The following is a 26,257-nucleotide window of genomic DNA, read 5'->3' as shown; positions in this document are numbered from 1 at the left end:
CTTCTTGCGATCCAGAATTCCAATGTTGCAAGAAAAGAATCGACTGTCCAGCGCTTTCTAAGTAATTGCCCGAAAGGACTCCAGTCCAGAAATCGTTGCATCACTGAACTGAATGGAGAAAGGCCGTTTTTTTCTTAAAGTAACGTCTTTACGACGCAGGATTCAGTGGAGGCAAAAAAGCGTCTATCGCCAATGGGTTACGATGCCTTTCTCGGTTTCCGGCCAAGAATCGGGGCAAGGTATTGACCGGTGTAGCTTTGGGCGCAGGCCGCCACGTCTTCGGGAGTCCCGGCGGCCACGATACGGCCGCCGCCGTCGCCGCCTTCCGGCCCCAGATCGACGATCCAGTCGGCGGTCTTGATGACTTCCAGGTTATGTTCGATGACCAGCACGGTATTGCCGGCATCCACCAGGGCCTGAATCACCTCGAGCAGTTTGCGCACGTCCTCGAAATGCAGGCCGGTGGTGGGCTCGTCCAGGATGTAGAGCGTGCGGCCGGTGGAGCGCTTGGACAGTTCCTTGGCCAGTTTGACCCGCTGGGCCTCGCCGCCGGACAGGGTGGTGGCCTGCTGGCCGAGATGAATGTAGTCCAGGCCCACCCGCTGCAGCGTCACCATCTTGTCGCGGATGGCCGGCACCGCCTTGAAGAAGTCGGCCGCCTCCTCGACGGTCATGTCCAGCACGTCGGCGATGCTTTTGCCCCGGAAGGTGATTTCCAGGGTCTCGCGGTTGTAGCGCTTGCCCTTGCAGACGTCGCACTGGACGTAGACGTCGGGCAGGAAGTGCATCTCGATCTTGATGACGCCGTCACCCTGGCAGGCCTCGCAGCGGCCGCCCTTGACGTTGAACGAGAAGCGCCCCGGCTTGTAGCCGCGCACCTTGGAATCGGGCAGTTCGGTGAACCAGTCGCGGATGGGCGAGAAGGCGCCGGTATAGGTGGCCGGGTTGGAGCGCGGCGTGCGGCCGATGGGGCTCTGGTCGATGTCGATGATCTTGTCCAGATGCTCGATGCCGTCGATGCGGTCGAAGGGCGAGGGCTGTTCCCGCGCGCCCATCAGGCGGCGCGCCAGGGCCTTGTACAGGGTCTCGATCACCAGGGTGGACTTGCCGCCGCCCGACACGCCGGTGATGCAGGCGAGCGTGCCCAGCGGAATGTGGACGTCCACGTCCTTGAGGTTGTTGCCCCGCGCCCCGATCAGCGACAGGGTCTTGCCGTTGCCCTTGCGCCGCTGGGGCGGCAGAGGAATGTGGTCCAGCCCGGTGAGATAGCGCCCCGTCATGGACTTGGCATCGGCCATCACCTGTTCGGGGGTGCCTTCCGACACCACCTGGCCGCCGTGGATGCCGGCGCCCGGCCCCATGTCCACCAGGTAATCGGCGGCGCGGATGGCGTCCTCGTCATGCTCGACCACGATGACGGTGTTGCCGATGTCTCTGAGGCGCTTCAGCGTCGCCAGCAGGCGGTCGTTGTCGCGCTGGTGCAGGCCGATGGAGGGTTCGTCAAGCACGTAGAGGACGCCGGTCAGCCCCGAACCGATCTGGCTGGCCAGACGGATGCGCTGGCTTTCCCCGCCCGACAGCGAGCCCGAACCGCGCCCCAGCGTCAGGTATTCCAGCCCCACGTCCACCAGGAAGCCCAGGCGGTCGTTGATCTCGCGCAGGATGCGCCGGGCAATCTCCTGGTCCTTGGGCCGCAGGTGGTTGTGCAGGTCGGCGAACCAGTCGCGCGCCGCCAGGATGGAGAATTCGGTGGCTTCCGAGATGTGCAGGCCGTGAATCTTCACCGCCAGGGCCTCGGGCTTGAGGCGCGCTCCATTGCAGGCTTCACACGGCGCGGTGCCCTGGAAGCGCGACAGTTCCTCGCGCACATAGGAGGAATCCGTCTCGCGGTAGCGGCGCGCCATGTTGGGGATGACACCCTCGAACGACTTCTCGGTGTGGTAGCCCCGAAAGCCGTCCTCGTAGGCGATGCGGATCTCCTCGGCGCCGGACCCGTGGAGGATGACCTCGCGGACCCGTTCGGGCAGCTTCTCCCACGGCGTTTCCAGGCTGAAGCGGTAATGCTCGGCCAACCCCTGCAGGGTCTGGACATAGTATTGCGAGGTGGAGCCGGCCCAGGGCGCGATGGCGCCCTCACGCAGGGAAAGTCCAGGATTGGGAACGACCAGTTCGGGATCGAAATAAAGCTTCACGCCCAAGCCATCGCAGGACGGGCAGGCGCCGAAGGGGTTGTTGAAGGAGAACAGGCGGGGTTCGATCTCCTCGATGGTGAAGCCCGACACCGGGCAGGCGAACTTGGCGGAAAAGGTGGTGCGCTCACCGTTATCGGCGTTTTCGGCGATACACAGGCCATCGGCCAGGGCCAGCGCCGTCTCGATGGAATCGGCCAGCCGGTTGCCAAGGCCCGGCTTCACCACCAGGCGGTCGACCACCACCTCGATGTCGTGCTTCTTCTTCTTGTCGAGCGCCGGGACGTCGTCGATCTCGTAGAGGGTGCCATCCACCTTGACCCGCTGGAAGCCCTTCTTCTGCAGCTCCTGCAAATCCTTGCGGTACTCGCCCTTGCGGCCGCGCACATAAGGCGCCAGCAGATAGAGCCGCGTGCCTTCCTCCATCATCTCGACCCGGTCGACCATCTGGCTGACCGTCTGGCTTTCGATGGGAAGCCCGGTGGCGGGCGAGTGGGGCACGCCGACGCGGGCCCACAGCAGGCGCATGTAGTCGTAGATCTCGGTCACCGTGCCCACGGTGGAGCGGGGATTCTTCGAGGTGGTCTTCTGCTCGATGGAAATGGCGGGGGAGAGCCCCTCGATGCTTTCCACGTCGGGCTTTTGCATCAGCTCCAGGAATTGCCGGGCGTAAGCCGACAGGGATTCCACGTAGCGGCGCTGCCCCTCGGCGTAGATGGTGTCGAAGGCCAGCGACGACTTGCCCGAGCCCGACAGGCCGGTGATCACCACCAGCTTGTCGCGGGGAAGGTCCACGTCGATGTTCTTCAGATTATGCTCGCGGGCGCCGCGCACCCGGATGAAGCCGCTCATACTGACCGTCCTGACCGCCTGAATTCTCCGTCATTCCCGCGAAAGCGGGACTCCATGTCGGACACACGGAGATTGCATCCCCATGGACCCCCGCCTGCGCGGGGGTGACGGAACATGTGAGGGGCGGGATGTTAGAGAGATTCGGAGGAAGGATAAAGGGCTTGCCCGGCATGGCTGGCATGGGTATGGTCCGCTCCGTCATTGGGGAGTAGCCGCCTTCGGTCATCAGAAGGGGGCGCGTCAACAGACTAGGGCCTTTGGGTCCTTGGCGCGTCCGGCCCAAAAGCTTGGCGAGACCTTTGGCTTCGGAATTCGTGCGTCCCAGGGATTGGGCGGGATTCCGGGCCATCGGTCGTGTTTCGCCCAATCCCCCGTATGGTGCCTTGATGGATTCCCTGCTCGTATCGCTCGCCGTGGTCACCGCCGCCGAGATCGGCGACAAGACCCAGCTTCTCGCCCTCTTGCTCGCCGCCAAGTTCAGGAAGCCCTGGGCGGTGGTGGCCGGCATCTTCGTCGCCACCATCGCCAATCATGGTCTGGCGGCGTGGCTGGGTGTCGAGGTGGCGCGCTGGATCGGCCCCGAAACGATGCGCTGGATCGTTGGCCTTTCCTTCATTGCCATGGCCGCCTGGACCCTGGTTCCCGACAAGATGGACGAGGACGACCAGCCCAAGACCTGGGAGAAGGCCGGCGCCTTCATCGCCACCACCATCGCCTTCTTCCTGGTGGAGATCGGCGACAAGACGCAGATCGCCACCGTGGCCCTGGGGGCGCGGTTCGGCGATCTGCTCATGGTGACGACCGGAACCACGCTGGGCATGCTGATTGCCGATGTCCCCGCCGTCTTCGTGGGCAACGCCATGGCCGAGAAGCTGCCGCTCAAGCTGGTGCGCATGGTCGCCGCCGCCCTGTTCGCCATCCTGGGCGTGCTGGCGCTGACCGATGTGGGCAAGGCGGTGATGGGGTAGCTCGTCCTACGACCGGTGAATGGCGAAGGGCGCCGAGGCCTGGCAGACCGGCATCATCTCGATGCGGTTGATGTTGACGTGGGCGGGCAGGGAGGCCGCCCAGTAGACGGCCTCGGCGATGTCGTCCGAGGTCAGCGGCGTTGTGCCCTCGTAGACCTTGGCCGCCTTCTCCGCGTCGCCGTGGAAGCGCACCTGGGAAAACTCGCTGCCGCCGCACAGGCCGGGCTCGATATTGCTGACCCGCACCCTGGTCTTGACCAGATCGGCGATGAGGTTCAGCGAGAACTGGGTCACCGCCGCCTTGGTGGCGCCGTACATGTTGCCGCCGGGATAGGGATAGGTGCCGGCCACCGAGCTGATGTTGATCACATGGCCCCGGTCGCGTTCCACCATGCCGGGCAGGATGGCCCGCGTCATGTACATCAGGCCCTTGAGATTGGTGTCGATCATGGTCTCCCAGTCGTCCAACTCGGCCGCCTGGGCGGGTTCCAGCCCCAGGGCCAGCCCGGCGTTGTTGACCAGGACATCCACGGGCCAGGGCAGGGCGGCGGCGAAGGCGGAAACGGCGGCGCCGTCGCGCACGTCCAGGCTCGCCGCATGCACCGGCGCGGCGGTGCCCAGTTCGGCCTTCAGGGCGTCCAGCCGCCCGGTCCGGCGTCCGCAGATCACCAGATTGGCGCCGTTGGCGGCGAAGCGCCGGGCGATGGCTGCGCCGAAGCCCGCGGTGGCGCCGGTGACCAGGACGGTGCGATTCTTCCACATGCTATTCGTCGAGCTCCGAGGGGCGGGGGGCGAGGGGACGGGCGGGGTCCACGTCGCGGATCATCACCAGTTCCGGCATCACGGCCAGGGGATTCTCGATCTTCCAGATATAGACCTTCGAAGTGCCGAAGGGCTTCACCTGGGTGGCATTGTGCTTGACCACGTTGCCATCGGTGGTGATGCGGAACTCGCCTTCCATGTTGAGGCCCAATTCGGCCAGAATCTGGGCATCCGAGGGCTTCATGGCGTTGGCCCTGATGACGATGGCGCCGTTTTCCATGGAGCGCAGCGAGAGCAGGCGGGCGTCGCGGCGGATCAGGGAGGTCAGCTGCACCTTGCCCAGGCGGCCGACCCGCTCGTATTCCACGGCGAAACGGCCCTTGCCCTTGGACTCGATCTTGCGGAAGGCGATGTCGCGGGCGAGGTCGCGGCGGATGTTCTCCTGCCGCTCGGCCTCGTTCTCGGGCTTGATCTTGTTCTTGCGGTAATCGTCCAGGATGGGGGCGAACATCAGGTCGCCCTTGTAGGTCAGCGAATAGTCGCCGTACTTGGACAGGCGCAGCTCGCTCCTGAACTTGTCGGGGATGTAGCACGACGACAGCAGCAGCACAGCCGCCAGGACGCCGATCCGCTTCAGCCAGTCACCCGCCACCGTGTCCTCCGGACTTTTCCAAGGTCTTGGCAGCCTGCCACAGAGCCTCCATCTCGTCGAGGGTGGCGGAATCGGCCGAGCGCCCGGCGGCCTTCAATTCCGCCTCGATATGGCGGAAGCGGCGCTCGAACTTGGTGTTGGCCCGCTTCAGGGCGCGCTCGGGGTCGACGTTCAGCTTGCGCGCCAGGTTGACGCAGACGAACAGCACGTCGCCCATCTCGTCCTCGAGGCGGTCGAAGGGGGCTTGGCTGCGGATTTCCTCGGCGATTTCCTGGGCTTCCTCGGCCAGTTTGTCGAGGATGGTTTCCGGCCGGTCCCAGTCGAAGCCCACCCGGGCGGCGCGCTTTTGCAGCTTCAAGGCCCGGGTCATGGGGGGCAGGGTGCGGGCCACCCCGTCGAGGATGCCGGGTTCGGCCGCGCCTTGGGCCTTGGCGGCGCGTTCGCGCGCCTTGGTCTCCTCCCAGGCCTCCACCTGCCCGGCGGAATCCCGGCCGTCATTCTCGACGAAGACGTGGGGATGGCGGCGGATCATCTTGTCGGCGATGGCCGACGCGATGGCGTCGAAGTCGAAATCGCCGTTCTCCTTGGCCATCTGGGCGTAGAACACCACCTGGAACAGCAGATCGCCCAGTTCGTCCTTCAACTGGACCATGTCGCCGTGCTCGATGGCCTCGGCCACCTCGTAGGCTTCCTCGATGGTGTAGGGCGCGATGGTGGCGAAGCTCTGCTCCAAATCCCAGGGACAGCCGCCAACGGGCGACCGCAGCCGGGCCATGATGGCCAGCAGGCGTTCGATCGGTTTCTCGCTCATTCTCCGGCCTTGGCCTCGGCGGCGAAGTCGGCGCCCGTACCCCAGGGATCGTCCACCATCATCAGCGGGCAATGCTGGCGGTAGGCGGCGGTGATCTCCTCGAAGGGCACGTCCCAGAAGCTGCCGTGCTGGGCCACGTATTCCATGTGGCGGCGCTCCTGCTTGTCGAAGGGGTGGAAGACCGAATCGGTTTTTCCATCCCATTCAAGGGGATGGACGCCGAACTTCTCGCACAGAGCCAGATTGAAGGCGGGCGTGGCCTTGACCCACCGGTCCTCGGCCATGATCTCGGCGAAGGCGTGCCAGCGGAAAACGTCGCTGCCGTTCTTGTCCAGCAGCTTGGGTGTGGCCAGATGGTTGCGGACGTCGGCGAAGCCGATGCGGGCGGGAATTCCCACGGCACGGGCGCAGGCGGTCAGCAGGGCGGCCTTGGGGATGCAAAAGCCGCTGCCCTTGGCCAGCACGTCGGCCGCCGAATAGGTCTCCGGCACATTGAAGCGGACATAGGGATCGTAAAGGACGGAATCGCGCACCGCGTAATAGAGGCGGATGGCGGCGTCCAACCGGTCGGAAGCGCCTTGGGCGGCCTTGCGGGCGAAGGCGATGATGGCGGGATCATGGCTCTGGATGAACCGGCCGGGCTGCAGGGCGCGTGAATCGATGCTCATGGGCGGGGCTGACCTCGGATTGGCTTTGGCCGCCAGCATAGGCACAAGCACGGCCCTCGGGCAAACCCTGCCGAAGCCTAGTCCATGAACGGCTGCAACGCGGCTCTGGTATTGGGACCGGCCACACCGTCGGCGACCAGCCCATGCACCGCCTGGAATGCCTTGATCGCCCGCCGGGTATTGGGGCCGTCGGCGCCGTCCACCACCAGGCGGGGATTGGCTCCGGCCTTGTTGAGGGCGGCCTGGAGGCGGGCGAGGTCGGACGGAGGGGCATTGGCGGGCTGCGGCGCGGTGCCTTCCCCGGAGGCGGCCCAGGCCTTGGCGTACCACTGCTTGCGGTCGGGCAGGCCATTTGTCCCGCCGTTGACCGCCTTGGTGACCGCGACGATGTCGTCGGCATCGGCCAGCGGGTTGATGTTGGCCGCCTGCCAATGGCAAAGGGCGGGCGAGAGCAGATTTTCGGTCAGGATGATCAGGTCGGGATTGCTGACGCAATCGAGCCCGGTCTCCTTGGCCACCTTGACGTAATTGAAGCGGCCGGTGGTCTGGAGCACGCCACGGCCGCGGAACAGATAGCCGTCACCCGGCTGGGTATTTCCCAATTCCGCCGCCTTGGCCGGATTGCCCAGGCCGTAGACCCGCTCCGCCAAGCCTTTCGCATTGCGCAGCAGGCCCGGTGCCTCGTCGGGAGTGATGGCGGCGGAGTGCTTGCCGACACCGTAAATCTTCAGGAGCTGGGCTTCGGTGGTGTAGGTCAGGTTCTCCACCAGCACCGTGCCGCCATTGGTTTCGTGCATGATCTGGGCGATGAAATGGCACAGGCGCAGCCGGGTGGTGATGCCGTATTGCGCCAGTTGTCCGTCCGTGTCGGCGAATGCCGTCTTGCATTCAGGTTTGGCATTGGGTGCGATGGCGGCGGTGATGGATTGCAGCGATGTCATTGAGCCCCCCCCATGAGTCTTTGTCCCAGCTCAGGCAAGGCTTAATGGTATTTTGAAAAAGATATAAATGCTAGCAATAGTATCAGTGCTTTCGGGGCGGTACGCTGCAGCACTGATGGACGATGGCCGCCTGGTCACGGCGATTGTCGTCCTTGAACGACAGCCAGCGGCGGTGGAGGCGGGAGAGAAAGCCGTCGGACAGATGCACTCCGTTGGCGGCCAGCCATGAGTCCACGCAAGCCAGGGTCGCGTGGCGAAGATCATAGGTCACGCTGATGGTCCGACCGGCCTCATCGTCGGCGCGGATGTGGAGAATGCCTTCCGGACGCGAAAGGGCCGCGAGCGCTTCCGGGGGTACCGGGGTGGAGAGGGACAGGCTCAATTTGCGGATCATACGGTCGGAACCGTCCATGGCATCCTCCACAATCGCATACCCATTTGTCGCATAATGTATAGATTGGCGACAGGGTAATGAAAGATGTTCACCTGACGTTCCGCCGAAAGTCTACCCCCTTTCCTTGTATAGAAAATGATGAGCCATGGCGATTGACTCTGCAAGTCGCCAAAAGTGGGGGAGGGGTGGCGTGTTTATCCTGTGGTGTTTCACGGGCTAATTATTGACAAGATATAGTATGCACTATGAATAGTGTGCGCTTTATTCTGCGCCACAACATATTGACGCGACCCCAGTTCTTGTGGCTGACATAGTGCCACCACGCAAGACGTGAAACGAACAAGGGGTGTCAATCATGGACCATTGCGAGGAAGCGCGGGCCGTCGTGGCGCGCCTCATGGCGACGTCGGAGCATTTGTTTCTGGCGGCTGATGCCTGTCAGAAGGCGGCGGAAGAGATGTCTTGGGTGATCGCTGACATCCAGAACGCCGAGGTGTCGCCGCCGTGTGACGTCGGGCCTGCCAGCGACAACCAGCCGTTCGCCGACGTGACGCACGCCGTCTACGTCCAGGGCGAGGTGGTCTACCGGGGCACGCAGGGCGAGTGCCTGTGCTTCGCCGCCAACCACCATCCCTCGGGCGGCTACGGCATCGGCCCCATTCAGGACTAGAGCTTTCCGCCGACCGTTCCCCCCTTTCGGTCGGCGGCTTCGGGGGCGGGGGCGGGCCAACGGCCCGCCTCCCTCTTCCGGTAAATCCTGTTCAGGGCGGGCCTGCCCGCCCCCGAACTCTTAAAGGGGGCTTTACGCGCGGAGCGCGGAAACAAGCTAAAGGGGCATCAACATGGCGAATTTGGGCAATCTCACTCAGGTTGCGGAGCGCGGCGGTCTGCCGGTGCTGCGTGGCCTTCTGGTTTCCATGGTGCTGGAAACCGATATCGCAATTGACCCGTCCGGGGAGTTGTCGCGGAAGGACAGCCCGATATTCCGGGTGCGGCTCAAGACCCCCTCCGGGCGTCCGTTCGATGCCGGGACGGCTTACCGGAACGAAATCAAGACCGGCGAGAACGCGGGCGGCTTCATGTGGTCGATCCGCATCGCCAAGCAACCAGGTATCCCGGACGGCATGGACTTGGTGGCGTGGCCGGATGGCGAGGGCTGGTATCTCGCCATGGGCGGCAACTCGGCTCCCGCGTCCCGTCCCGCGTCGGCTCCCGCCGATGATGTGGACGGTGACGCCATTCCGTTCTGATCATGCGCGGGATTTCCCATGCGGGTTTGGTGATTGTGGTTACGCCGCCGCTTTGGCTGGGGTCGCCCATCGCCCGCCCGCTGGGGGATGCCTATATTGACGTGCTGTGGGCCTTCGATCTGTCGGGCCATTGGCCGTTGATCGAGCACTACGATTTCCGCAAGGGGGCGCATCGGGGTTTGACCCTGGAGCGCCCCCTTCGTCGTTCCCGTGAGCAGTCCGCATCCATCGCCGCCGATCTGCGGTCTATTGCCACCTCCTACCCGTCCGAGGCTGATGCCGACAAGAGCCGGGGAGTGCGGGATTGGCTGACGCGGTTCGCTGACCGGCTCCAGGCGGAGGCGGATTTTTCTGCCGAGCGGTCGGCGTGGTTGCTGCGGTCTGCCTGAAAAAAGAGGGGGGTCCTTGTAGCACCCCCCTCTAGATGTACCGGAGTACGGATAGATGATTACCCCGATCTACAAGGGCTTTGATGGCCTCGACGTGACTTTCCAGGGCCGCATTCCTGCCTCGCTATGCGAGGTGTTGGAACGCGCCAAAGTCGAGGCAATGGAGGCTCGCCGTCCGACCCTGGTGGAATGGCGGGGGCAGTCCTTTCATGTGGCGGAAAGCGGGGCCAAGGGCGGCTATGCCTATCGCTGTGACACGGGGCCGGAAGGGGCGGTGTGGTTCTTCTCGCGGAACCAGAAGGCGGACCAGTGGAATATTCGCGTCTCGGCCCGTTCGGCGTGGCTGGCGACCAAGGGTTTCGGGCGCGTGCGCGTCGAGATGTACGAATTCTTGGAGGCCATCGGCGCGGATGTGATGGCCGAAGCTATCGCCCGCGTGGACTATGCGGTTGACGTGCGCGCCGCCGATCTTCCGGGCTTCGTTCTCGATCCCACGGCGTTCGTCATGCATTCCCATACCAGTCGGGCCGATCATGCCGAGGATATTGATATTCATGGCGTTTCCGGTCGCTACACCAGCGTCACGGTGGGCAAGATGCCGGGGCGGCAAATCATCGTCTATGACAAGACCAAGGAAGTGGCGGCCCGCCAGAAGGCGGAATGGCCGGTGATCTGGGCGGCCTCCATGGAAAAGCAGGGCATGGAGCCTTTGGCCGAGGGCGAGCGGGTCTATCGCGTCGAGATGCGGGCCGGAAAGGCGCACCTGAAAGAGCGCTGGGGCATCGCCACATGGGCGGACCTTGATGCCAAGTTGGGCGACCTGTTCGCCCTGGCGTTGGCCGATATCCGCTACTGCATGCCCAGCGCCGACAGCAATCGGGCGCGGTGGGCAATCCACCCTCTGTGGGCGGCTGTGACCGAGGCTGTGGCGGGCGACCTGTTCGAAATGACCAGCGGGGCGCGCCCTGGTGTGGTCAAGGAAGTGCGCCGCGCTGCCCTGGCGCAAACCATGTCAGCCATGATCCTGGGGCTTCTGGCGTCGTGGTCCCTGGCGACCGGCGCGGATGCCCGAGAGGTTCCGCCTGCCGTGCAAGGCATGGCTGAAAGCTACATCGAACAACAACCGAAGGATTTCCGCACGAAGATTGATCGTGCGGCAAAGAAGTACGTTTTTATTTTAGAGGAGGAAGGCAATGGATCAGTTGATTGCCAGTTGTCACAAGACGCTGGAAGAGGTGGAGCGCAACCCGTTGCTTGGCATCGGGAAGGCTATTGCGGTGGCGCGGTCCACCCTGGCCATGGTGACGGAACTGCATGCCCGTCTGGAGCGTCTGGAGAGGGAGTGCCGTTCTGATGGCTGACAACGCGGTGATGGGGGCCATCAAGTGCCCGGTGTGCGGCTGCGCCAAGGCGACGGCCAAGGAAATGAAGTCCGGGGCTTACATCGTGTGCCCGCCCGAGCATGACGGCGGGTGCAATGCTCAATTCATGGGTCGGTCCAAGACGGCGGCTCAGAAGATCGCTAAGGGAGTGACCAAATGGGCGAGCACGGAGGCGCGGAAGAAGTGGCTGGGCAACGCGGCGGCGAAGGTCGAGCCCGTGGCCGTCGAGGTGGTCGAGGATGTCGCGCCGCCCGCGCCGACGCCGGAGCCGGAGAAGCTCAATGCGCAGCCGCCGAAGCGGAGCATATTCGAGATGGGGATTGCGGACGTGCTGATGGGGGTGTCGAAATGACCGAAGCTCTCGACGCCATGATTTCCGAGGTGGGCGGCATTTCCGAAGCCGGTGGGGCGGGGGAGGGGGCGAGCGCCCCCGTGTCGTCTGGGCCTGCGCCGCTGCCGGATTTTGTCCAGGCGGTGACGGTGCCCCTGGTCGAGGTGGTGGGGGCCATCGCCTGCGATGCGGCCCACGTCACGCGGCTGGAAAGCCGGGAGGTGGACACCCTGGCCGGGGCCGTCAACAACGTGCTGCGGTTCTACCTGACCATGGATGGTCTGGACGAAAAGACGGCGGCGTGGCTGGCCCTCGGAGCGGTCGGACTTGGGGTGGTCAAGAACCGTGAGCGCCTGCCCCCGAAGGCCGAGGCTGCCGTCATGGGGGCTGTGGCGAACATTCCGTCCGAGGCGGAAATCATCTCCGCCCAGGCGGGCGCTCTGGCCGATATCGCGGGGGGCGGCGGTGCTGCTGCTGGAACCTGACAATCGGGTGTTTCTGGGGATGGGCGGGGAGGGCAAGTCTCACCTCGCCCGCCATCAGTCGTGGAAGGTGGCTCCCCGCGTCATCATCTGCGACCCGAACGCGGAGCCAGCGTGGGCGTCGGGTGCCCTGGTGGTCGATGACCCGGCGGACCTTTGCCAGCTTCTGAAAGAGCCCGAGGCGCGGATTTGCTGGCGAGGGTTCGATACCATGGGGGAGGAGACGGGCTTTCTATGGGCCAATCGCGCCGCCCTGGCGGCGGGCGATTGCCTGATCATCTGGGATGAGGTGGATTTCTTCTTTCCCTACATCAAGCCCGATACCCCGCCATATCGCCTGTGGAACGCTGGTCGGCATCAGGGATGCAGGTGCTTCGCCATCGCCCGTTCCGCCCTGGCGGTTCCCCGCACGCTCACCCGCAACGCCACCCGTGTCTGTGCCTTCGTCACCGCTGAGCCTGCGGACCTTCGCTATCTGGCGGGCACGCCGAGACAGCCAGGCTTGCTCGGAACGGAGGCGGCGGGGGCTGTGGCGGGGCTTAAGCCGGGCTCTCGGCAGTGCGTCGACTGGCGGCGGGGCGGGGCGTGGCAAGTGCGAAAATCCCCCTTCGATTGAGCGTTTACGTATACGGGAAAATGCCTCTTCGGGGGCCTTTTCATGCCATGAACAACAATCCGCAACGGCCTGATTTTTCTTGATTTTTGCCGTTTACGTTAACGTAAACGGTTTTGCGGCCTATGATCATGATCATGTTTGCTCCTCTCGCGTGCCCGTCGTGGGCTTCAACCCGAGAGGAACTACAGACATGAACATCAAGGATTTCGCGGTTTCCGTCGCCGCCGTCGTGGCTGGCCTGTGGGCCGCCAAGCGCTTCAACCTCGTCTAAGCGGGAGGTCGCCCTTATGGCCCCGCCCGCCCAGCGCTCACTCCAGCGCCGCCGCTATAACGCCGTGCCTTACGTGGCGGGCGGTCGGCAGACCATCGAAATGGATCGCGAAGGCGTGATCCACAAGCTGGACCTGGACCTTTCCTATACCTTGACCAACGGCGCTTCGGCACCCACCGGTGCCCTGCGTAACTGGCCTGCCCGTCTGATCGCTCGCATTGAGGTCATCGTGGCTGGCCGCGATACCGTGTGGTCGATCTCTGGTGCCGATCTGGCCGAAATGCTGCTGCTGGAAGGCCGCGACATTCTGCCGGGCATCTCCCAGCCCATCACGGCTGGCAACGCCGCCACCACGGCGGTTCGTCTGCTGCTGCCGCTGGAATTCACCCTGCCGGGTGGCCGTCGCTATGACGATTGCGCCTTGGACACTCGCGGCATCGGCTCCATCTCCCTGGTTATCACTTGGGCCGGTGCGATGACCGAAATCTTCGGCACCACCAACGGCTGTTCGGTTTCCGGCGTGTCGTTGCAGGTCGAAGCCGAGCACATGATCAATCCGGGGGACCGGCCCTATCTGGTCCGCGCCATCGATACGTCCGAAAGCCCGATTGTCGGTAGCTCCGACAATTTCGGCATTGAAGTCGATAAGGGCACCGGCCTCGTCTATCGCTCGCTGACCATGATCACCACCAACGACAACGTGGCGGTGAACACCGTGCTGGACAACGGCAAGGTGAGCCTGGAGGCGGGCAATTACGTGTTCGAGAACCGGGGCGGCTATGTGCTTCGGGCTGAGAACATGCGGATGTTCCAGCGTCCCGCCCTGCGTGATGGCTGCTACCATCTGAACTTCGACCAGCAGGATGGCTCTCTGTCCACCTGCATCAACACCGCTGGCCTGGATAGCACCCTCAAGTTCATTCTGGGTGTCACCAAGTCGGCGGGCGTGTGCGTCATCAGCACCATCCGCGAGGCAATCCGCCCGCTCAAGCTGAGCTGATCGCCATGGATGAGGTTCTCGGCGAAGGCTGGTTCGGGACCTTGGTGAATGGAGGGCTGGGCGCGTACCAGTCCTCCATGAACGCCCAGGCGGCTATTGCGTCAGCCCAGGCGCAAGCCCAGGTGGCCGAACAAAGGCGGGTCGAGGCAGCGCAGCAACAGGCGCTCGCCCTGTCCATGGGCAATTCCAAGAATTCTCAGTACGTGCTGTGGGGGATGGGGCTGTTCGCCATGCTGTTCCTCGTGCGCGCCACCAACAGGGGCTAAGTCATGGCCGGTCTTGACACCATGAGCATGGTTCTGGGCGGCCTGATGGGCGGCGGCAAGGGCGGGGCTTCGTCGTCGTCGTCGTCCAACGCCTCCAACGTGCTGAACCTCGCGTTCAACCCCAACGTATTCGCCTCGACAGGGGACGGCACCTACACCCCGTCGTCGTCGGGCAATCCGTCTGGGAGCGCGACGGGAACGCCGAGTTCCAGCGCGGGCAATAGCTCGCCGTCTTCTATTCCGTGGGCCTATGGCTCGGGGGCGGCTGCGCGTTATGGCGTGGATGAGCCCTACACAGGGGCCAAGAGCGCGAGCGCTGGCGGCAACAATTCCATGCTGCTGATGCTCATGCTTGGGATCGGCGCGCTCTACATCGTGAGCCGGTCATGATCTCGTTTCATCCTGCGCAATGGTATGAGGGGTTGCGGGATTGGCTGTATGCCGATTTCGAAATCTCTGCTGCTGCTGCGGATGTGGAGAAGCGGATTAAGGCTGGGGAAGCTGCCGTGATCGTTGCCAAGGATGCGTCGGGACGTGTGGTAGGGATGATGGCGACGTCGGCATCTTGCGGATATCTCTGCATTGAGGCGGTGGCCGGTGGCCCTGCGGTCATGCGGGCGGCCATTCAGTGGTCGAAAGAGATGGTCCGTTTGCTCGGCCTCAAGGGGGCCAGGGCGTGGACGCAAAAGCCGGGGGTGGTCTACCACATGGCGCGGGCGGGGGCCCGGGTGGATCAAGCATCCCTGTCGTGGGAGGCATGACATGGGCGGCGGCGGTTCCTCCTCTTCCTCCACCTCCAATGCGACCAACTCCACGAATGTGGATGTGACCAGCAATGTTCAGGTCCAGAACATCTTGGACACCGCGCCCCTGGTCGGGCCAATTCAGAACCTGACCGACGCCATTTCCGGCGTGACGACGGAGCGCGCCAAGACGACGCAGGAACTGTCCGCCACCGTTAAGGAAGTGGCGGACAAGGCCGTGGCTGCCATGGACAAGTCCAGCCGAGACAGCTTGATCATCGCCGCCCTGGCGCTGGGCGCGGCCTATTACGGGAGCAAACACTAATGCCCGCCGAATATCAGATTTACCGGGTGCCGCTCGATGCGGCTGGCGCCGACGATATCCGTATCGAGGCGAACTATTTCAAGCTGCTGTGGGCGGGAACGCTCGACGCCAATGGCCGGCCGGCGGTCAAGGACTTAGCCGCCATGATCGAAGTGTCGATTGGCACGGCGGTGGACGACTACATCCCCATGGGCATCAACACCCTGGTGTCGGGCAAGGCCAGCCGTTACAAGCTGCGCTGGAATGCCCAGCCGGGAAAGTGGGCGTTCATCCTGATTTCGCTGATCGATCCCAGGACGGCGGCCATTCAGGTGGACGCGCCGCCAACCTCGCAAATCGTCACGCAGGCCATGGGCTCGTCCCTGGCGGCATCGGCTGCAACTATCGGTGTTGCGGCTAGCCAGGTCGTGGCTGCATCGGGCACCCGCCAGAAGCTGACCGTCAAGAACAACTCCGCCTCGGCCATCGTCTACCTGGGGGCGGACAATGCCGTAACCAGTGCCAGCGGGTTTCCGCTGGGGCCGGGGGAGGGGTTCACTTTCGAGGGCACTCAGGCGGCGGTCTGGGCCATTGCCAGCGCAGCCGCAACGGACGTGCGCATCCTGGCGGAGGGCTGACCTATGGGGGTTCTTCCCGCCAATCTGCGCCCTGATTTGGATGCCCTTCGGGTGGACGTGGCGATAGCCAATCTGCGTGATGTGGTCAAGGACGGCTGGTCCGTCCTTGGCCTGTCCACCGGCATGGTTGATGCGCTGACTGATCAAACAGGCATCGCCAGCCTGGGTGGGGCCACGTATGACGGCGCGGCGAAGACGGTAAGCAATCCAGGGGGCTACACCGCCAATCTGTGCAGCGGCGGAACTGCGATTTGCAGTACGTATTGGAATGCAACATATCAGCCCTCGAATGCCTTTGATGGCAACAACAGTACGGTGTGGCAACCCGGTTCCGGGGAAGTCGGGGCGGGGATGAACAATGTATCCTTTATTGGATATCAATTCGCATCATCTCGCGTAATAAGGCAAATTGTAGTCAATCAAGACCCAACTGGCGCGGTTAGTCAGGTGCAAGTCCAGGCGTATATCTCGGGCTCGTGGACAAATATTGGGTCGGCATCAAGTGTTGGATCGGGGGCCAATACTATTTCAGTGCCGGCAAATGTCGGATCAACGCAATGGCGGGTATTGTGCACAAATAACGGATCAATCAGCTATTGGAACATCCGCGAAATTTCGATGGCAGAAGCGGCTGCATCTGCGGCGGTAACCGTGACGTCGAATGCCTTCGCTCTTGGCTTCCAGCCGGTTCAGGCGCGCATCATTGCGCCCATGGAGATCGGCTCTGGCGTCGTCGGAACAAATGGTTTGCTTGACCTGTCGCGGGATGGCTCGACATGGGCGGCGGTGCCGCTGTCCGACCTGGGAAAATTCGACAGCAACACGCGCATCATCGGCGGCCTTGTCAATCTGTCGGGCCAGCCCGCTGGATCGTCCATTTATTGGCGGTGGCGGACAACCGCTGGGATTGCTCAGGCGCTGCATGGCGTCTGGATTCAGTGCAAGTGAGGTGATCATGCCCCCCATGCCTATCAAACCCGGTGAAAACCCTATCCCTGATGAATTCCGTCCGGTGCCCGAATGCTTCGCCTGATGGGGTTCGCCCTTATCGCCTTTGGAGGTTACATGGTCATGAAACAGCGACAGGACGGCGCGGCGGCGGCCGAGGTCGGCATTGCTGGCCCGGATGTGGAAACCGGCCCCGGCGGACATGACTACGGCCGTGCGGGCGCTTACACGGGCGCGGGCGCGGATGTGGTGGCAATGGTCCGCGCCATCAACGAAGCCGAATTCGGCGGCTGGTTCGATATCGCCGACGTGCTGGCGGTAATCCAGATTGAAAGCTCGTTCCGCCCTGGCGCGTATCGGGCCGAACCACAAATCAACGACGCATCCTATGGCTTGATGCAAATCCTTTCCAGGACGGCGGCGGATCGCGGCTATGACGGCCCGCCCGAGGGGCTGTATGACCCGGAAACCAATATCCTGTTCGGCATGCGGCATCTGCGCTGGTCCTGGGACTATCTGGCGCGCCGCATGGGCTCCGCGCCGCCCCGGTCGCTGTGGATCGGCTCGTATAACGCGGGCGTGGGCAATGCCATGAAGGGCTATACCCCGTATGCCTACGTGATGAAATTCGAGGCTGCGCGCCTGCTGTGGGCGGCGAGGATTTGATGGAACTGATTGTCGCCTCGCTGAATTCCGTCGCGCCTGGGGCTCTCCCGGCGGCGGCTATCGTCTGGGTGTGGTGGAAACTGGACCGCCGCATTCTGGAACTGGAGGTGCTTTTCAAGCGCCTGCCGTGCAACCGTGCAATGGAGTGCGAAGGATGAAATGGTTTCTTAAGCGTCTGGCCGAGAATTCGACCCGTACCGCCCTGCTGACAGCCCTGGGGGCGGGTATCGGCGTGGCTACCGGGTCGGTGGATGCCAATACCGCCATCGGCGCGGCCATGGCCGCCTTCGTGGCCTTCGCCACCCCGAACAACGCCGCCCAGGGCTAGGGGAGGGGCGCGCCATGGATCAAGAGACGCTGGACGCCTTGAATGGCCCGCGCCTGCCGACTAGTGAAGTGGAGCGCCTGACCCAAATGCTTGTGGAGGAGGGCGGGCCGCCCACTGATGCCCACCGGGACAGCAACGGCAATCTCGCGTGGCGCATCGGCGGTGTGAGCGTCACCTTGCCCATGATCATGCTGGGCTTGGGCTTCGCCGTCCTGATGGCGTCCGCTGCTAGGGGGCGGTGATGGCTGGTGAGGTAATCACTCTTCTGACGGAAGGGGGACATGGCGGCGGAGGGATGATGGCGAGTGGGAGCCGCTTCCGTTTCCATCTGTGATTATTGATGTTTTTAACCCGAACCGGCCCGATGGAAGTGGGGGGTTCGGGGATGATTTGCAGCGGGTTCGGGGCAATGCCGGGGATGCGTCGTCGGCAGAAAATTGGGTTCCGGGCGCGTTCGGAAAGGCATCCTTGGTGCCCGGTTCCCTGAATTTTAATCCATGCCAGTGGCTTTACGAAAACACAGGCATTAAATGCTGGTGGATCATCGCTGCTGCAGGCGTTTATCTGGCTGTGAGGACGATTGGGGGGCTTCGGCACCGTTAGATTGTCTGCGCGGATTAAAGTTGAGCGTAAAATCGCGATATTGTTCGTATTTTTCTCGTGGAATTGGCAGCGGGCTGGCCGCTCTAACGGCTCTGCGAGCGCTATCGGCAACTATTCCGTATGATCCGTTTTTTGCCATTTCAGGATCAAATGCAATATCTGCTGATGCAACCGTTCCATCGGGAAGTACTGATACTTTTATCATTACGGAAATATCGCTATCATTTTGGTCGATAGCTGGGACTTTCCAGAATTTTTCGATGTGAGCCCTAATTTTTTGCCTTCCTTGCAATTCTGCTAGCGGGGAGGTTTCGTTGATAGTCGGTGAGATGCACTGGTATGGCCCTGCTATAGTAGTTTCTCGAGCATGGTCTGGGCTGCCGAATTTTACTGATTTGACTGCTTCGCCGAGAGCTTTGCACGTTTGCATATCTGGGGTTGGTGTCGTCGTGATTATGGGGCTTCCCGCCACCAGGTAGACCACTAGAAGGTAGACGGGCGCGCTCATGTCGGTTCCCCTTTTGACAGCGTCTTAGCGACGGTAGACGGCGATACGCCCAGGCTCCGGGCGATTTCTGCGTTTGATTTTCCCTCTCGCATCATGGCGAAAATGCGGCCATCTCTGCGCGCGCGGAGCCGTGCGGCTTGCTTCTTTTCCATCAATTTGACGTGGTAGGCAATGACGGCTTCGGGCGGGTAGGGCACCTCTCGGGCGGCCTGCCGGATGCTTTCGTCCCGGTCCATTCCCCCGACGATGCGGGCATAGGCGCGGCGGGCGCATAGGTGTATGGCCTGCCTCTGGCGCTCAAGAGCGGCGACCCTATACGAATGCTTTTCCGCATCACTTACCTTGGTATGTATCTCACCAAGCAGGCGCTTCAAGTATTTGCCAAATTCAGGCAAAGCATCCGGCGCGATATAGCGGAGCATTTCCTCCATTCCCAAACCTCCCTTTCTGGGCGAGAAGAGGGCGGGAATAAAAACTCTCAGCGTGCATATCAAGTGAATAATTACAGTAGGTTAGCCTACCTACACCCCATACCCATTTGTCGCATAATGTATATTATGACGACGAAAAACACTTGCTAACGGCTTGAACTTCCATACTTTCCAGCCCGGCCAAAGGCCACAGGACAACGCCCCAGAATGGGCATTCGACCGAGGGCACCATGGAAAAGTTCATTTACGACATCCCACGCGAGACTTTGCCTATCCTTGAGAAGTTCTTAGACAGAATGCTCTCCGAGGTGCGCGAACGCGCCAAAAGAGAGGCTATGCTTGAAGTATGTAGCAGGAATGCAACAGCCAAATTCCGCACCCTGCAAATGCTCGCCAAAGCCGCACTGGGCAAGGCTTCCGGCGACGTCGACTTAGCCCCCTGTGTTGCTGAAATGCAACGGCAATTTCCAGGGCTCGGAGACGAGCAAGCCCTTGCCCACCTTCGAATTGCCATGAAACATCGCGAGAAGGAAGCGCGCAAGCAACGACTGGAAGCTGTAGCCGATATGGTCTGGAAGGGCTTTCGCAACGACCGCATAGCCTACCGCCTGGGGGTATCACTTCGCACCGCCGCCCAGCTCGCATCAGCCGTCAAGAGGAGAGCCAACCCATGAAACCGAGAATGGCCATTCAGATTTTTGCCATGCTGGCCTTGCCCGCCGCCGCCCAAGCCGCGACCATCTGCGAAGCAGCGCCAAACATCGTGTCGTGCTTTCATCCGACAGCCAAATATCTCGAATGCTCGATGAGTGGACGCGACACCGCCGTCATTCGTTTCAAAGGCGGGATCACCGGGCGTCCATACGCTATGCAGGTTCGATCAGAGCGGAAAGACAACTTCTCCCGACTGATATTGCTGGACGACAATGCAGCTGTGCCGCCCAGCCAGAAGTGCGGCTACCTGCAATGGCAGCCTCTAAGCTCTGCTGAAAAATCGGACAGCGTCCAAAACGCCCTTTCCGAACTCACCGGCGGGTCAAACCCCAAGCAATGAGGAAGAACGACCCAAGCGCGAAGTAGGCAGCAGCGGACGGGATGGCAACGGTTCCAATCCAGAACCACCCCTTCCCGTCCGGGCCATACTGGTCATAGGTGACCAAGTCAGACGGGCGGGCGGTCACTGGATCGCCCAGCCCCCACCCCGGCCCCGACTGGTATTCGGTTTCTTCCGCCATCACCGCCCCCTATGACGGCGAGACGCCATCACCACCAGGATTACCCCAGCCCCCAGCAGCAGCCATGGGAATTGCTTGGTTTGCGCCAGGATGCCCCAATCCGGCCATTGAAACCCAAGGCCAGAGGCACTGTCACCGACCGGCGGGCCCGCATCAGTCCCAGCGTCATCCGCAGTCACCGCATTGATCGCAGCGGTTCCGCCATCCTCCCCGTTGGCGCCATCAGGGGGGACAAGACGGGGAGTAACCTCCCCATCAACCGGGTCAATCGGAGTATACCCATGGGCGATGGCTCCGTTCACAAATTCACGGCGCTGCGCCTTACTCCAACTGCTCCATATCCCTTGATCGACCCACCTGTAATTGTTGACGTCGATCTCGATTGCCACAGCAAGCCCCTCCCTACCGGCGCTTGCGCCGCTTGGCCTTGGCCTTGACCACCGCACCGCCCTTGGTGATGCGGTAGCCCTTCTTGAGCTTGCCCGAGGCGGTGCGGCCCTTAGCCATGGGGCACCTCGGCGTTGTTCGGGGTCAGGAAGGCCACCAGGGCGGCCATCAGGGCACCGGCGGCGGTGCCGGGGTCCACGGAACCGGTGGCGGCGCCAACACCGGCCCCCACGGCGGTCACCAGGGCGGTCTTGGTCGAGTTTTCCTGCAGGCGCTTGAGGAACCACTTCATGGTCCGGTCTCCTTTTGAGAATTGATGTGATGCTGCCAGAGGATTTCCCACCGTGCTTCAAGCACGGTGATGCGGTGGTCCAGCTTCCACCATGCGTACAGGATCGCCCCGGCGGGCAAGGTGCCCGGCGCCACGGCCTGCAACAGGTTCAGAAGGTCAGGCATAGAACACATGCCCTCCGATGCGGGCCGTTTGGGTCAGTTCGTCCGCCCAGGCCGGATGGATGTTGAGGGCGTGGTAATGGGTGGCGCCGCCGGTGATGTCGGCCAGGGTGCCGTAGACGGCCCCCGCGGCGATCTCCACGGCGGCCGCGAATGACGGGTCCGCCGTGGTGACGGTGGAGAGCTTGACCAGATTGGGGTCATTGGCGTTCCAGGCCGAGAACTGGTAGGGCGCGAGGCAGACGCCGCGCCACCCCCTGCCCCACCATCCCGGCTGGGCGACTCGGTTGGCGATGACGTTCGCCACGGCGGTCATGCCGGTAACGCCCTCGCCCCGCGCCTCGCCCCAGATGGTGCGGGCGACCACATCGACGTCGGCGTTGGGCTCCGACATGGTGTCGTAGCTGGAAATGATGGCGGCTTTCGCCTGAGAACCGGTCAGCATGTACACCCCATAGGCTAGAAGTCCGAGGCCGAAGAGGCGGGCCAGCATCAGCGGCCCACCGGGAAAGCGTCATCAGGAATGGGGTTGTCCCCCGGATTGAACGGCATGGGCGGCATAGGTCACCTCACTTGCACTGGACCCAGACGCCGTGCAGCGCCTGGGCGATGCCCGAGGTGGTGCGCCAGCGCCAGTAAATGGACGTTCCGGCCGGCTGGCCGGCGAGATTGACCAAGCCCCCGACGATGCGGGTGTTGCTGTCGAATTTCCCCAGGTCGGACAACGGCACCGCCGTCCAGGTCGCGCCGTCGCGGGACAGGTCAAGCAGGCCATCCGTTCCGACGACGCCGGAGCCGATCTCCATGGGCGCGACGATGCGCGCCAGCGACGGCTGGAAGCCGAGGGCGAAGGCGTTCGACGTCACGGTTACCGCCGCAGATGCAGCCGCTTCCGCCATCGAAATTTCGCGGATGTTCCAATAGCTGATTGACCCGTTATTTGTGCACAATACCCGCCATTGCGTTGATCCAACATTTGCCGGAACTGAAATATTATTGGACCCCGATGCAACACTTGATGCCGACCCAATATTTGTCCACGCGCCCGAGATATGTGCTTGAACCTGTATCTGACTTACCGCGCCAGTCGGGTCCTGATTGACTACAATTTGTCTTATTACCCTAGATGATGTGAACTGATATCCGATAAATGATACATTGTTCATACCCGCCCCGACTTCCCCAGCCCCCGGTTGCCACACCGTGCTGTTGTTGCCATCAAAGGCATTCGAAGGCTGATATGTGGCATTCCAATATGTGCTGCAAATCGCGGTGCCGCCGCTGCACAGATTGGCAGTGTATCCGCCGGGATTGCTCACCGCCTTGGCCGTGCCGTCATAGGTGGCGCCCCCCAAGCTGGCGATGCCTAACTGATCGGTCAGAGCGTCAACCATGCCGGTGGACAGCCCCAGGACGGACCAGCCGTCTTTAACCACGTCGCGCAGAGCGGCCACAGCCACGTCCACCCGCAGGGCGTCCAGGTCGGGACGGAGATTGGGCGACAGGATGCCCATGGTCAGCCCTCCGCCAGGATGCGCACATCGGTGGCGGCTGCGCTGGCGATGGCCCACACCGCGCCGGTGGTCCCTTCGAAGGTGAACCCCTCCCCCGGCCCCAGCGGAAAGCCGCTGGCCGTGGTGACGGAATTTCCTTCCCCCAGATAGAGGGTGGCCGAGGCGGAGTTGTTCTTGATGGTCAGCTTCTGGCGCGAGCCATTGGCCGCCGCCAGGAGGGCCGGCGAGGTGCCAATACTGGCCGCCGAGGCCGCCAGGGCGGAGGCCATGGACTGCGTGACCAGTTGGCGCGACGGCGGGGAGTGGATCATCACATCTTCGTCGGGCGCCACCAGGATATAGGCGGTCACGCCCGGCTGGGCATCCCAGGTGAACTTGCACAGGGACACCGTCTTGCGAATGCGGATGATGCTGTTGGTGGTCAGGGGCACCGGGTCCATGACCACGTCGCCCAGCATGACGGACACCTTGGCGCCCAGCACCTCGGCCTTTCCCGCGTCTTCGGCGCGGACGAACGAGACAACGCCCGCCACATCGTGAAAGGTCTTGGACCCGGCCGAGGTCAGGTCAATGGGGACAAGCTGGAAGATGGGGCCGCGCGCGAAACCCATGGATCACCTCTTGTGGTAGATCACCGCAGCAGCCCCGATCAGGGCGGCGATGATGGTTGCCTTGGAACCGCCATCCACATGGGCCGCGTAGGCGTCCAGGGTGGCCTTGGTGTTGTCCTGAATGGCCTGCACCGACTTGACCGCCGTGGCGGCGATCCCGGCGGCCACTGCCTTGATGGCCTCGGCGTTGACCGCCGCACTGGTGGTCTGAGCCTGGGCTTGAGCCTCGGCCGCCATGGTCAGCGCCTTGGCGACGTCGGTGTTGTCCACCGTGACGTTGACGGTCACGTCGTTGGAGGCCGTCGAGCTACTGGACGATCCGCCGCCGCCGCCGCTCTCGAAAGGGTCACTCATGGGACCAGCCGGTAGTAGCGCCCGATCTCTTGCCAGCCGAGGCGCTCAAGGTGGCGCATGGCTCCTGGACGGATCGTGAAGGCCCGCGCCCCGTCAAAGCCACCGGCGATCACCGCCGCCCGCACGAATTGATCGGCAGATTTAACCAGGTCGGGATCACGACCGGCGAGAGCCCGAATGAACAGGTCCCGGCCAAAGCCGTCATCGGCCATGGCGACGGCCATGGCCCCGATTTGTACGTCATCCCGTTTGACATACACGCCGGTGACATCCCGCAGCAGATCGACACGGCCACCGGGCACGGCAGGCGCCACGGTGGCCGCATCGAACGCGGCGGGGATTTCGAAGGTAATCACCGCCGCCCCCCGCCGCCGGTCAGCATGACCAGGGCGAAGCCGCCGAACAGCAACACCCAGATCATGGTCTGAGGGTTGGTCTTGACCCCCAGCTGAACCGCGTTGGGATCAGTGGTGACGCCGGGGATGGTCTGGCCCGCGCCGATGGCCCCCTGAGCGGACCTCCCGAGGCTTCCCAGGCCGCCCAGCGACGTGGGGAGGCTCAGACTGTCCGCGCCGTCATAGGCATTGGCCGTTGACGTCGGGGTGAGGCTTTGCGGCGCCGTGACGGTGGGCGTAGTGCTTCCCGTGCCGGTCAGGGCCGTGATGATGGGGTTGAATGAAATCTGGTTCGACGCGATGGACGAACTTGATGAGGAGCTGTCACCGCCAAGGATCGCCATGGGGTCACCTGTTCTGGGCGGTCTGGCGCAGCAGCAACAGCATCATCACCAGCGCGGCCCCGATGTAGAGGGCCTGCCGGTTGCTCTGAGAGCCGAGGATGGTGTTGGTCTGAGCCAGCTGGGCAAGATAGGCCCGCTGTTCCTGGGCAGCCTTGGCCTGCTGCTGCTGAGTGTAGATGCCCCCCAGGACGCCGCCTGCGGTGTTCGCCACATCGCCAACGGTACCCAGGACGCTATCAAGCCAGTCGGGCATGCTGCCCCCCTCATCGGTTGAGGTGCTGGAGGCGTCACCCGCCCCCAGCACTCCGTCAAGCCACGCCGGATCGAGAATGTCCGGGTCCATGCCGCACCCCCTACAGGATCAGGGGGCGAATGGCCTCGCGCTGGATCGCGAGCTTGCAGTTGGTGCCCGTCTTGGTGACGTCCATGATCGCCTTCAGGTCGCCCTGAAGCTCGGCCGTGTTGATGGCGTTGATCACGGAGCCGTCCAGACGCGGGTCCAGGTACAGCACGCCGGTATGGTTGGCGCCGCCCACCAGCTCCAGATCACGCACGTTGGCGGCCCGGATGAACTGCGCATCCTGAAGGGCGTAGACGAAGCTGGCCGCCTCCATGCGCAGGCTGTTGACGACGGCGTCGGAGCCGACGTTGTCAGCCAGCTGCACCATCAGGAACGACGTCACCAGCAGGCCGGTGCGGCTGTCCAGAATGGTGGCGAAGGCGGTGTTCGACGCCGAGATATCCACCTCGGTGTAGTCCAGCTGGCGCACCAGATAGGGCTTGCCGGTGCGGCCGGAAACGGGCTGGCCGTTGGCGGCACGCATGGGGTTGGCGATGTAGTGGCCTTCGACGTCCAGGGAGACGTTGGAGATGGCGGCGCTGTTCGGGGTGGTGAACAGGTCCGACGCATCGGTCTTGCCCCAGGTGACGATCACCGACAGCTGCGACAGGCTGGACGTGTCCAGGGCGCAGTCATCCTCGCGACGGCCGAGCGGCAGGGTGAAGTCCACCGGCAGGCAAATGTCGTAGCTGGTGACGGCGCTGTTGGTGGTGACCACCGTGGCGCCCATGCCGAGAGCGGGAATGCCCTTGTTCTCGAGGAAGGCGCGTTCGGCCAGGAAGTAGCCGGGCACCGACTGGACCATGTCCCGGCCACCGGCCAGGATTTCCACCCGGTTGATCAGGCGGGCCAGGGTCTGGAACAGCGGCCCCACGGGGCCGGTGGCGCCGTTGGTGACGGTGTAGCGCAGGCGCAGGAACAAGCGCAGCAGCACGCCGTTCTTGTCCAGTTCCAGGCTTTCGCGGCCACCGGCGGTGAACCGGATTTGGCCGAGCTTGCGCTTGTGCAGGGTGGGATTGGAGGGCATATCAGCGTCCCTCCAATCAGATCTTGCCGCGAACGAACTTTTCGTAGGCGATCATGCCGACGATCACGCCAGCGGCGATCTTGGCGATACCGGAAACGCTCATATGGGGGTCCCCCAGTTGACTGTTGAAACACTGTGTCAACCGGGTTGCCACACCATATGTGGTGGCTGCATCCACGTAACGTATACGTTACGTGCGGAGGC

Annotated in this window: 42 protein-coding genes and 1 riboswitch; of the genes, 21 read left to right on the top strand and 21 right to left on the bottom strand. The window is 63.1% G+C overall.

Annotation, left to right across the window (positions count from 1 at the left end):
* Positions 1 to 197: 197 nt before the first annotated feature.
* Complete coding sequence (gene uvrA / locus WV31_RS07700; RefSeq protein WP_085373009.1) at positions 198 to 3,041, bottom strand: excinuclease ABC subunit UvrA; 2,844 nt, start codon at positions 3,039 to 3,041, stop codon at positions 198 to 200.
* A 190-nt stretch (positions 3,042 to 3,231) separates the two neighbouring features.
* Positions 3,232 to 3,410: riboswitch (yybP-ykoY riboswitch) on the top strand.
* 17 nt (positions 3,411 to 3,427) lie between these two features.
* On the opposite strand from uvrA, the gene WV31_RS07695 reads away from it, so the two are divergent.
* The gene (locus WV31_RS07695; protein ID WP_085375520.1) at positions 3,428 to 4,009 is read left to right on the top strand and encodes a TMEM165/GDT1 family protein; all 582 of its coding nucleotides are present in this window, start codon (positions 3,428 to 3,430) and stop codon (positions 4,007 to 4,009) included.
* Between the two features lie 6 nt (positions 4,010 to 4,015).
* On the opposite strand, the gene WV31_RS07690 is transcribed toward WV31_RS07695, so the two are convergent.
* The 6 genes from WV31_RS07690 to WV31_RS07665 form a co-directional block, all read right to left on the bottom strand.
* A complete protein-coding gene (locus WV31_RS07690; RefSeq protein WP_085373008.1) occupies positions 4,016 to 4,771 on the bottom strand; it encodes an SDR family NAD(P)-dependent oxidoreductase in 756 nt (251 codons plus the stop codon).
* Position 4,772: 1 nt separating this feature from the next.
* Positions 4,773 to 5,423 (bottom strand): hypothetical protein, encoded by a 651-nt coding sequence (locus tag WV31_RS07685; protein WP_085373007.1) that lies wholly within the window; start codon positions 5,421 to 5,423, stop codon positions 4,773 to 4,775.
* Complete coding sequence (gene mazG, locus WV31_RS07680) at positions 5,413 to 6,234, bottom strand: nucleoside triphosphate pyrophosphohydrolase (protein WP_085373006.1); 822 nt, start codon at positions 6,232 to 6,234, stop codon at positions 5,413 to 5,415. Before mazG ends, WV31_RS07685 begins: the two co-directional genes overlap by 11 nt.
* Positions 6,231 to 6,902, bottom strand: a complete 672-nt coding sequence (locus WV31_RS07675; RefSeq protein ID WP_085375519.1) for a transglutaminase-like domain-containing protein — start codon at positions 6,900 to 6,902, stop codon at positions 6,231 to 6,233. The genes mazG and WV31_RS07675 overlap by 4 nt, the downstream gene beginning before the upstream one ends.
* A 77-nt stretch (positions 6,903 to 6,979) precedes the next feature.
* A complete protein-coding gene (locus tag WV31_RS07670; protein WP_085373005.1) occupies positions 6,980 to 7,843 on the bottom strand; it encodes a peptidoglycan-binding protein in 864 nt (287 codons plus the stop codon).
* Positions 7,844 to 7,925: 82 nt separating this feature from the next.
* Positions 7,926 to 8,255 (bottom strand): hypothetical protein, encoded by a 330-nt coding sequence (locus WV31_RS07665; RefSeq protein WP_168185873.1) that lies wholly within the window; start codon positions 8,253 to 8,255, stop codon positions 7,926 to 7,928.
* A gap of 448 nt (positions 8,256 to 8,703) precedes the next feature.
* Between WV31_RS07665 and WV31_RS21490 the strand changes: the two genes are divergently transcribed.
* The 18 genes from WV31_RS21490 (at position 8,704) to WV31_RS07585 (ending at position 18,093) form a co-directional block, all read left to right on the top strand.
* Entirely contained in the window at positions 8,704 to 8,907 is a 204-nt protein-coding gene (locus WV31_RS21490) for a hypothetical protein (RefSeq protein WP_145980779.1), read from the top strand.
* A gap of 172 nt (positions 8,908 to 9,079) precedes the next feature.
* Positions 9,080 to 9,487 carry a hypothetical protein gene (locus WV31_RS07655; protein ID WP_085373002.1) on the top strand — a complete coding sequence of 136 codons (408 nt, stop codon included), beginning with the start codon at positions 9,080 to 9,082 and terminating at the stop codon, positions 9,485 to 9,487.
* A gap of 2 nt (positions 9,488 to 9,489) precedes the next feature.
* The gene (locus WV31_RS07650; protein WP_085373001.1) at positions 9,490 to 9,876 is read left to right on the top strand and encodes a hypothetical protein; all 387 of its coding nucleotides are present in this window, start codon (positions 9,490 to 9,492) and stop codon (positions 9,874 to 9,876) included.
* Positions 9,877 to 9,931: 55 nt separating this feature from the next.
* Positions 9,932 to 11,230: a hypothetical protein gene (locus tag WV31_RS07645; RefSeq protein ID WP_085373000.1), complete on the top strand. Its 1,299-nt coding sequence runs from the start codon at positions 9,932 to 9,934 to the stop codon at positions 11,228 to 11,230.
* Positions 11,230 to 11,610, top strand: coding sequence for a hypothetical protein (locus tag WV31_RS07640; RefSeq protein WP_085372999.1), 381 nt, complete (start codon positions 11,230 to 11,232; stop codon positions 11,608 to 11,610). The genes WV31_RS07645 and WV31_RS07640 overlap by 1 nt, the downstream gene beginning before the upstream one ends.
* The gene (locus tag WV31_RS07635; RefSeq protein WP_085372998.1) at positions 11,607 to 12,074 is read left to right on the top strand and encodes a hypothetical protein; all 468 of its coding nucleotides are present in this window, start codon (positions 11,607 to 11,609) and stop codon (positions 12,072 to 12,074) included. The genes WV31_RS07640 and WV31_RS07635 overlap by 4 nt, the downstream gene beginning before the upstream one ends.
* Positions 12,055 to 12,687, top strand: a complete 633-nt coding sequence (locus tag WV31_RS07630; RefSeq protein WP_085372997.1) for a hypothetical protein — start codon at positions 12,055 to 12,057, stop codon at positions 12,685 to 12,687. The genes WV31_RS07635 and WV31_RS07630 overlap by 20 nt, the downstream gene beginning before the upstream one ends.
* A gap of 287 nt (positions 12,688 to 12,974) precedes the next feature.
* Positions 12,975 to 13,958 carry a hypothetical protein gene (locus WV31_RS07625; RefSeq protein WP_085372996.1) on the top strand — a complete coding sequence of 328 codons (984 nt, stop codon included), beginning with the start codon at positions 12,975 to 12,977 and terminating at the stop codon, positions 13,956 to 13,958.
* Positions 13,959 to 13,963: 5 nt separating this feature from the next.
* Complete coding sequence (locus WV31_RS07620) at positions 13,964 to 14,224, top strand: hypothetical protein (RefSeq protein ID WP_085372995.1); 261 nt, start codon at positions 13,964 to 13,966, stop codon at positions 14,222 to 14,224.
* Between the two features lie 3 nt (positions 14,225 to 14,227).
* Positions 14,228 to 14,614, top strand: a complete 387-nt coding sequence (locus tag WV31_RS07615; RefSeq protein ID WP_085372994.1) for a hypothetical protein — start codon at positions 14,228 to 14,230, stop codon at positions 14,612 to 14,614.
* On the top strand, positions 14,611 to 14,985 hold the full coding sequence (locus tag WV31_RS07610) for a hypothetical protein (protein ID WP_085372993.1): 375 nt from the start codon (positions 14,611 to 14,613) through the stop codon (positions 14,983 to 14,985). Before WV31_RS07615 ends, WV31_RS07610 begins: the two co-directional genes overlap by 4 nt.
* A 1-nt stretch (position 14,986) precedes the next feature.
* Positions 14,987 to 15,292 (top strand): hypothetical protein, encoded by a 306-nt coding sequence (locus WV31_RS07605; protein WP_085372992.1) that lies wholly within the window; start codon positions 14,987 to 14,989, stop codon positions 15,290 to 15,292.
* Positions 15,292 to 15,909, top strand: a complete 618-nt coding sequence (locus WV31_RS07600; protein WP_085372991.1) for a hypothetical protein — start codon at positions 15,292 to 15,294, stop codon at positions 15,907 to 15,909. The genes WV31_RS07605 and WV31_RS07600 overlap by 1 nt, the downstream gene beginning before the upstream one ends.
* A gap of 3 nt (positions 15,910 to 15,912) precedes the next feature.
* Positions 15,913 to 16,857 carry a discoidin domain-containing protein gene (locus WV31_RS07595; protein WP_085372990.1) on the top strand — a complete coding sequence of 315 codons (945 nt, stop codon included), beginning with the start codon at positions 15,913 to 15,915 and terminating at the stop codon, positions 16,855 to 16,857.
* Positions 16,858 to 16,974: 117 nt separating this feature from the next.
* Positions 16,975 to 17,523, top strand: a complete 549-nt coding sequence (locus WV31_RS07590; RefSeq protein ID WP_168185872.1) for a lytic transglycosylase domain-containing protein — start codon at positions 16,975 to 16,977, stop codon at positions 17,521 to 17,523.
* Positions 17,523 to 17,681 (top strand): hypothetical protein, encoded by a 159-nt coding sequence (locus tag WV31_RS22005; protein ID WP_168185871.1) that lies wholly within the window; start codon positions 17,523 to 17,525, stop codon positions 17,679 to 17,681. The genes WV31_RS07590 and WV31_RS22005 overlap by 1 nt, the downstream gene beginning before the upstream one ends.
* Positions 17,678 to 17,851, top strand: a complete 174-nt coding sequence (locus WV31_RS22000; protein WP_168185870.1) for a hypothetical protein — start codon at positions 17,678 to 17,680, stop codon at positions 17,849 to 17,851. The genes WV31_RS22005 and WV31_RS22000 overlap by 4 nt, the downstream gene beginning before the upstream one ends.
* A gap of 14 nt (positions 17,852 to 17,865) precedes the next feature.
* Complete coding sequence (locus WV31_RS07585) at positions 17,866 to 18,093, top strand: hypothetical protein (protein ID WP_085372988.1); 228 nt, start codon at positions 17,866 to 17,868, stop codon at positions 18,091 to 18,093.
* Positions 18,094 to 18,392: 299 nt separating this feature from the next.
* On the opposite strand, the gene WV31_RS07580 is transcribed toward WV31_RS07585, so the two are convergent.
* Positions 18,393 to 18,962 (bottom strand): TonB C-terminal domain-containing protein, encoded by a 570-nt coding sequence (locus WV31_RS07580; RefSeq protein WP_085372987.1) that lies wholly within the window; start codon positions 18,960 to 18,962, stop codon positions 18,393 to 18,395.
* Positions 18,959 to 19,393: a helix-turn-helix domain-containing protein gene (locus WV31_RS07575; RefSeq protein ID WP_085372986.1), complete on the bottom strand. Its 435-nt coding sequence runs from the start codon at positions 19,391 to 19,393 to the stop codon at positions 18,959 to 18,961. Before WV31_RS07575 ends, WV31_RS07580 begins: the two co-directional genes overlap by 4 nt.
* 230 nt (positions 19,394 to 19,623) lie before the next feature.
* Here WV31_RS07575 and WV31_RS07570 point away from each other — a divergent pair, with 230 nt between their 5' ends.
* Together WV31_RS07570 and WV31_RS21485 are read left to right on the top strand one after the other, a co-directional pair.
* Complete coding sequence (locus WV31_RS07570; protein WP_085372985.1) at positions 19,624 to 20,067, top strand: hypothetical protein; 444 nt, start codon at positions 19,624 to 19,626, stop codon at positions 20,065 to 20,067.
* 8 nt (positions 20,068 to 20,075) lie between these two features.
* The gene (locus WV31_RS21485) at positions 20,076 to 20,447 is read left to right on the top strand and encodes a hypothetical protein (RefSeq protein WP_145980778.1); all 372 of its coding nucleotides are present in this window, start codon (positions 20,076 to 20,078) and stop codon (positions 20,445 to 20,447) included.
* 180 nt (positions 20,448 to 20,627) lie between these two features.
* On the opposite strand, the gene WV31_RS07560 is transcribed toward WV31_RS21485, so the two are convergent.
* From WV31_RS07560 to WV31_RS21990, 12 genes are all read right to left on the bottom strand, one after another.
* On the bottom strand, positions 20,628 to 21,017 hold the full coding sequence (locus tag WV31_RS07560; protein WP_085372983.1) for a hypothetical protein: 390 nt from the start codon (positions 21,015 to 21,017) through the stop codon (positions 20,628 to 20,630).
* Positions 21,018 to 21,127: 110 nt separating this feature from the next.
* On the bottom strand, positions 21,128 to 21,307 hold the full coding sequence (locus WV31_RS07555) for a hypothetical protein (protein WP_085372982.1): 180 nt from the start codon (positions 21,305 to 21,307) through the stop codon (positions 21,128 to 21,130).
* Entirely contained in the window at positions 21,304 to 21,471 is a 168-nt protein-coding gene (locus WV31_RS21995; protein WP_168185869.1) for a hypothetical protein, read from the bottom strand. The genes WV31_RS07555 and WV31_RS21995 overlap by 4 nt, the downstream gene beginning before the upstream one ends.
* The gene (locus tag WV31_RS07550; protein ID WP_237051537.1) at positions 21,464 to 21,913 is read right to left on the bottom strand and encodes a cell wall hydrolase; all 450 of its coding nucleotides are present in this window, start codon (positions 21,911 to 21,913) and stop codon (positions 21,464 to 21,466) included. Before WV31_RS07550 ends, WV31_RS21995 begins: the two co-directional genes overlap by 8 nt.
* Before the next feature lie 124 nt (positions 21,914 to 22,037).
* Positions 22,038 to 22,982: a hypothetical protein gene (locus WV31_RS07545; RefSeq protein ID WP_085372980.1), complete on the bottom strand. Its 945-nt coding sequence runs from the start codon at positions 22,980 to 22,982 to the stop codon at positions 22,038 to 22,040.
* Positions 22,983 to 22,984: 2 nt separating this feature from the next.
* Positions 22,985 to 23,593: a hypothetical protein gene (locus WV31_RS07540; protein WP_085372979.1), complete on the bottom strand. Its 609-nt coding sequence runs from the start codon at positions 23,591 to 23,593 to the stop codon at positions 22,985 to 22,987.
* A 3-nt stretch (positions 23,594 to 23,596) separates the two neighbouring features.
* Positions 23,597 to 23,947, bottom strand: coding sequence for a hypothetical protein (locus WV31_RS07535; protein WP_085372978.1), 351 nt, complete (start codon positions 23,945 to 23,947; stop codon positions 23,597 to 23,599).
* Positions 23,944 to 24,303: a hypothetical protein gene (locus WV31_RS07530; protein ID WP_085372977.1), complete on the bottom strand. Its 360-nt coding sequence runs from the start codon at positions 24,301 to 24,303 to the stop codon at positions 23,944 to 23,946. The genes WV31_RS07535 and WV31_RS07530 overlap by 4 nt, the downstream gene beginning before the upstream one ends.
* Complete coding sequence (locus tag WV31_RS07525; RefSeq protein WP_085372976.1) at positions 24,300 to 24,686, bottom strand: hypothetical protein; 387 nt, start codon at positions 24,684 to 24,686, stop codon at positions 24,300 to 24,302. The genes WV31_RS07530 and WV31_RS07525 overlap by 4 nt, the downstream gene beginning before the upstream one ends.
* Before the next feature lie 4 nt (positions 24,687 to 24,690).
* On the bottom strand, positions 24,691 to 25,029 hold the full coding sequence (locus tag WV31_RS07520) for a hypothetical protein (protein WP_085372975.1): 339 nt from the start codon (positions 25,027 to 25,029) through the stop codon (positions 24,691 to 24,693).
* A 10-nt stretch (positions 25,030 to 25,039) separates the two neighbouring features.
* A complete protein-coding gene (locus tag WV31_RS07515) occupies positions 25,040 to 26,053 on the bottom strand; it encodes a hypothetical protein (protein WP_085372974.1) in 1,014 nt (337 codons plus the stop codon).
* A 16-nt stretch (positions 26,054 to 26,069) separates the two neighbouring features.
* Positions 26,070 to 26,231: a hypothetical protein gene (locus tag WV31_RS21990; RefSeq protein ID WP_168185868.1), complete on the bottom strand. Its 162-nt coding sequence runs from the start codon at positions 26,229 to 26,231 to the stop codon at positions 26,070 to 26,072.
* Between the last annotated feature and the right edge of the window lie 26 nt (positions 26,232 to 26,257).

Source organism: Magnetospirillum sp. ME-1, from assembly GCF_002105535.1.
Lineage (GTDB): Bacteria > Pseudomonadota > Alphaproteobacteria > Rhodospirillales > Magnetospirillaceae > Phaeospirillum.
Note: the sequence above shows the minus strand (reverse complement) of the source record. Positions and strands in the feature narration are given on the sequence as shown.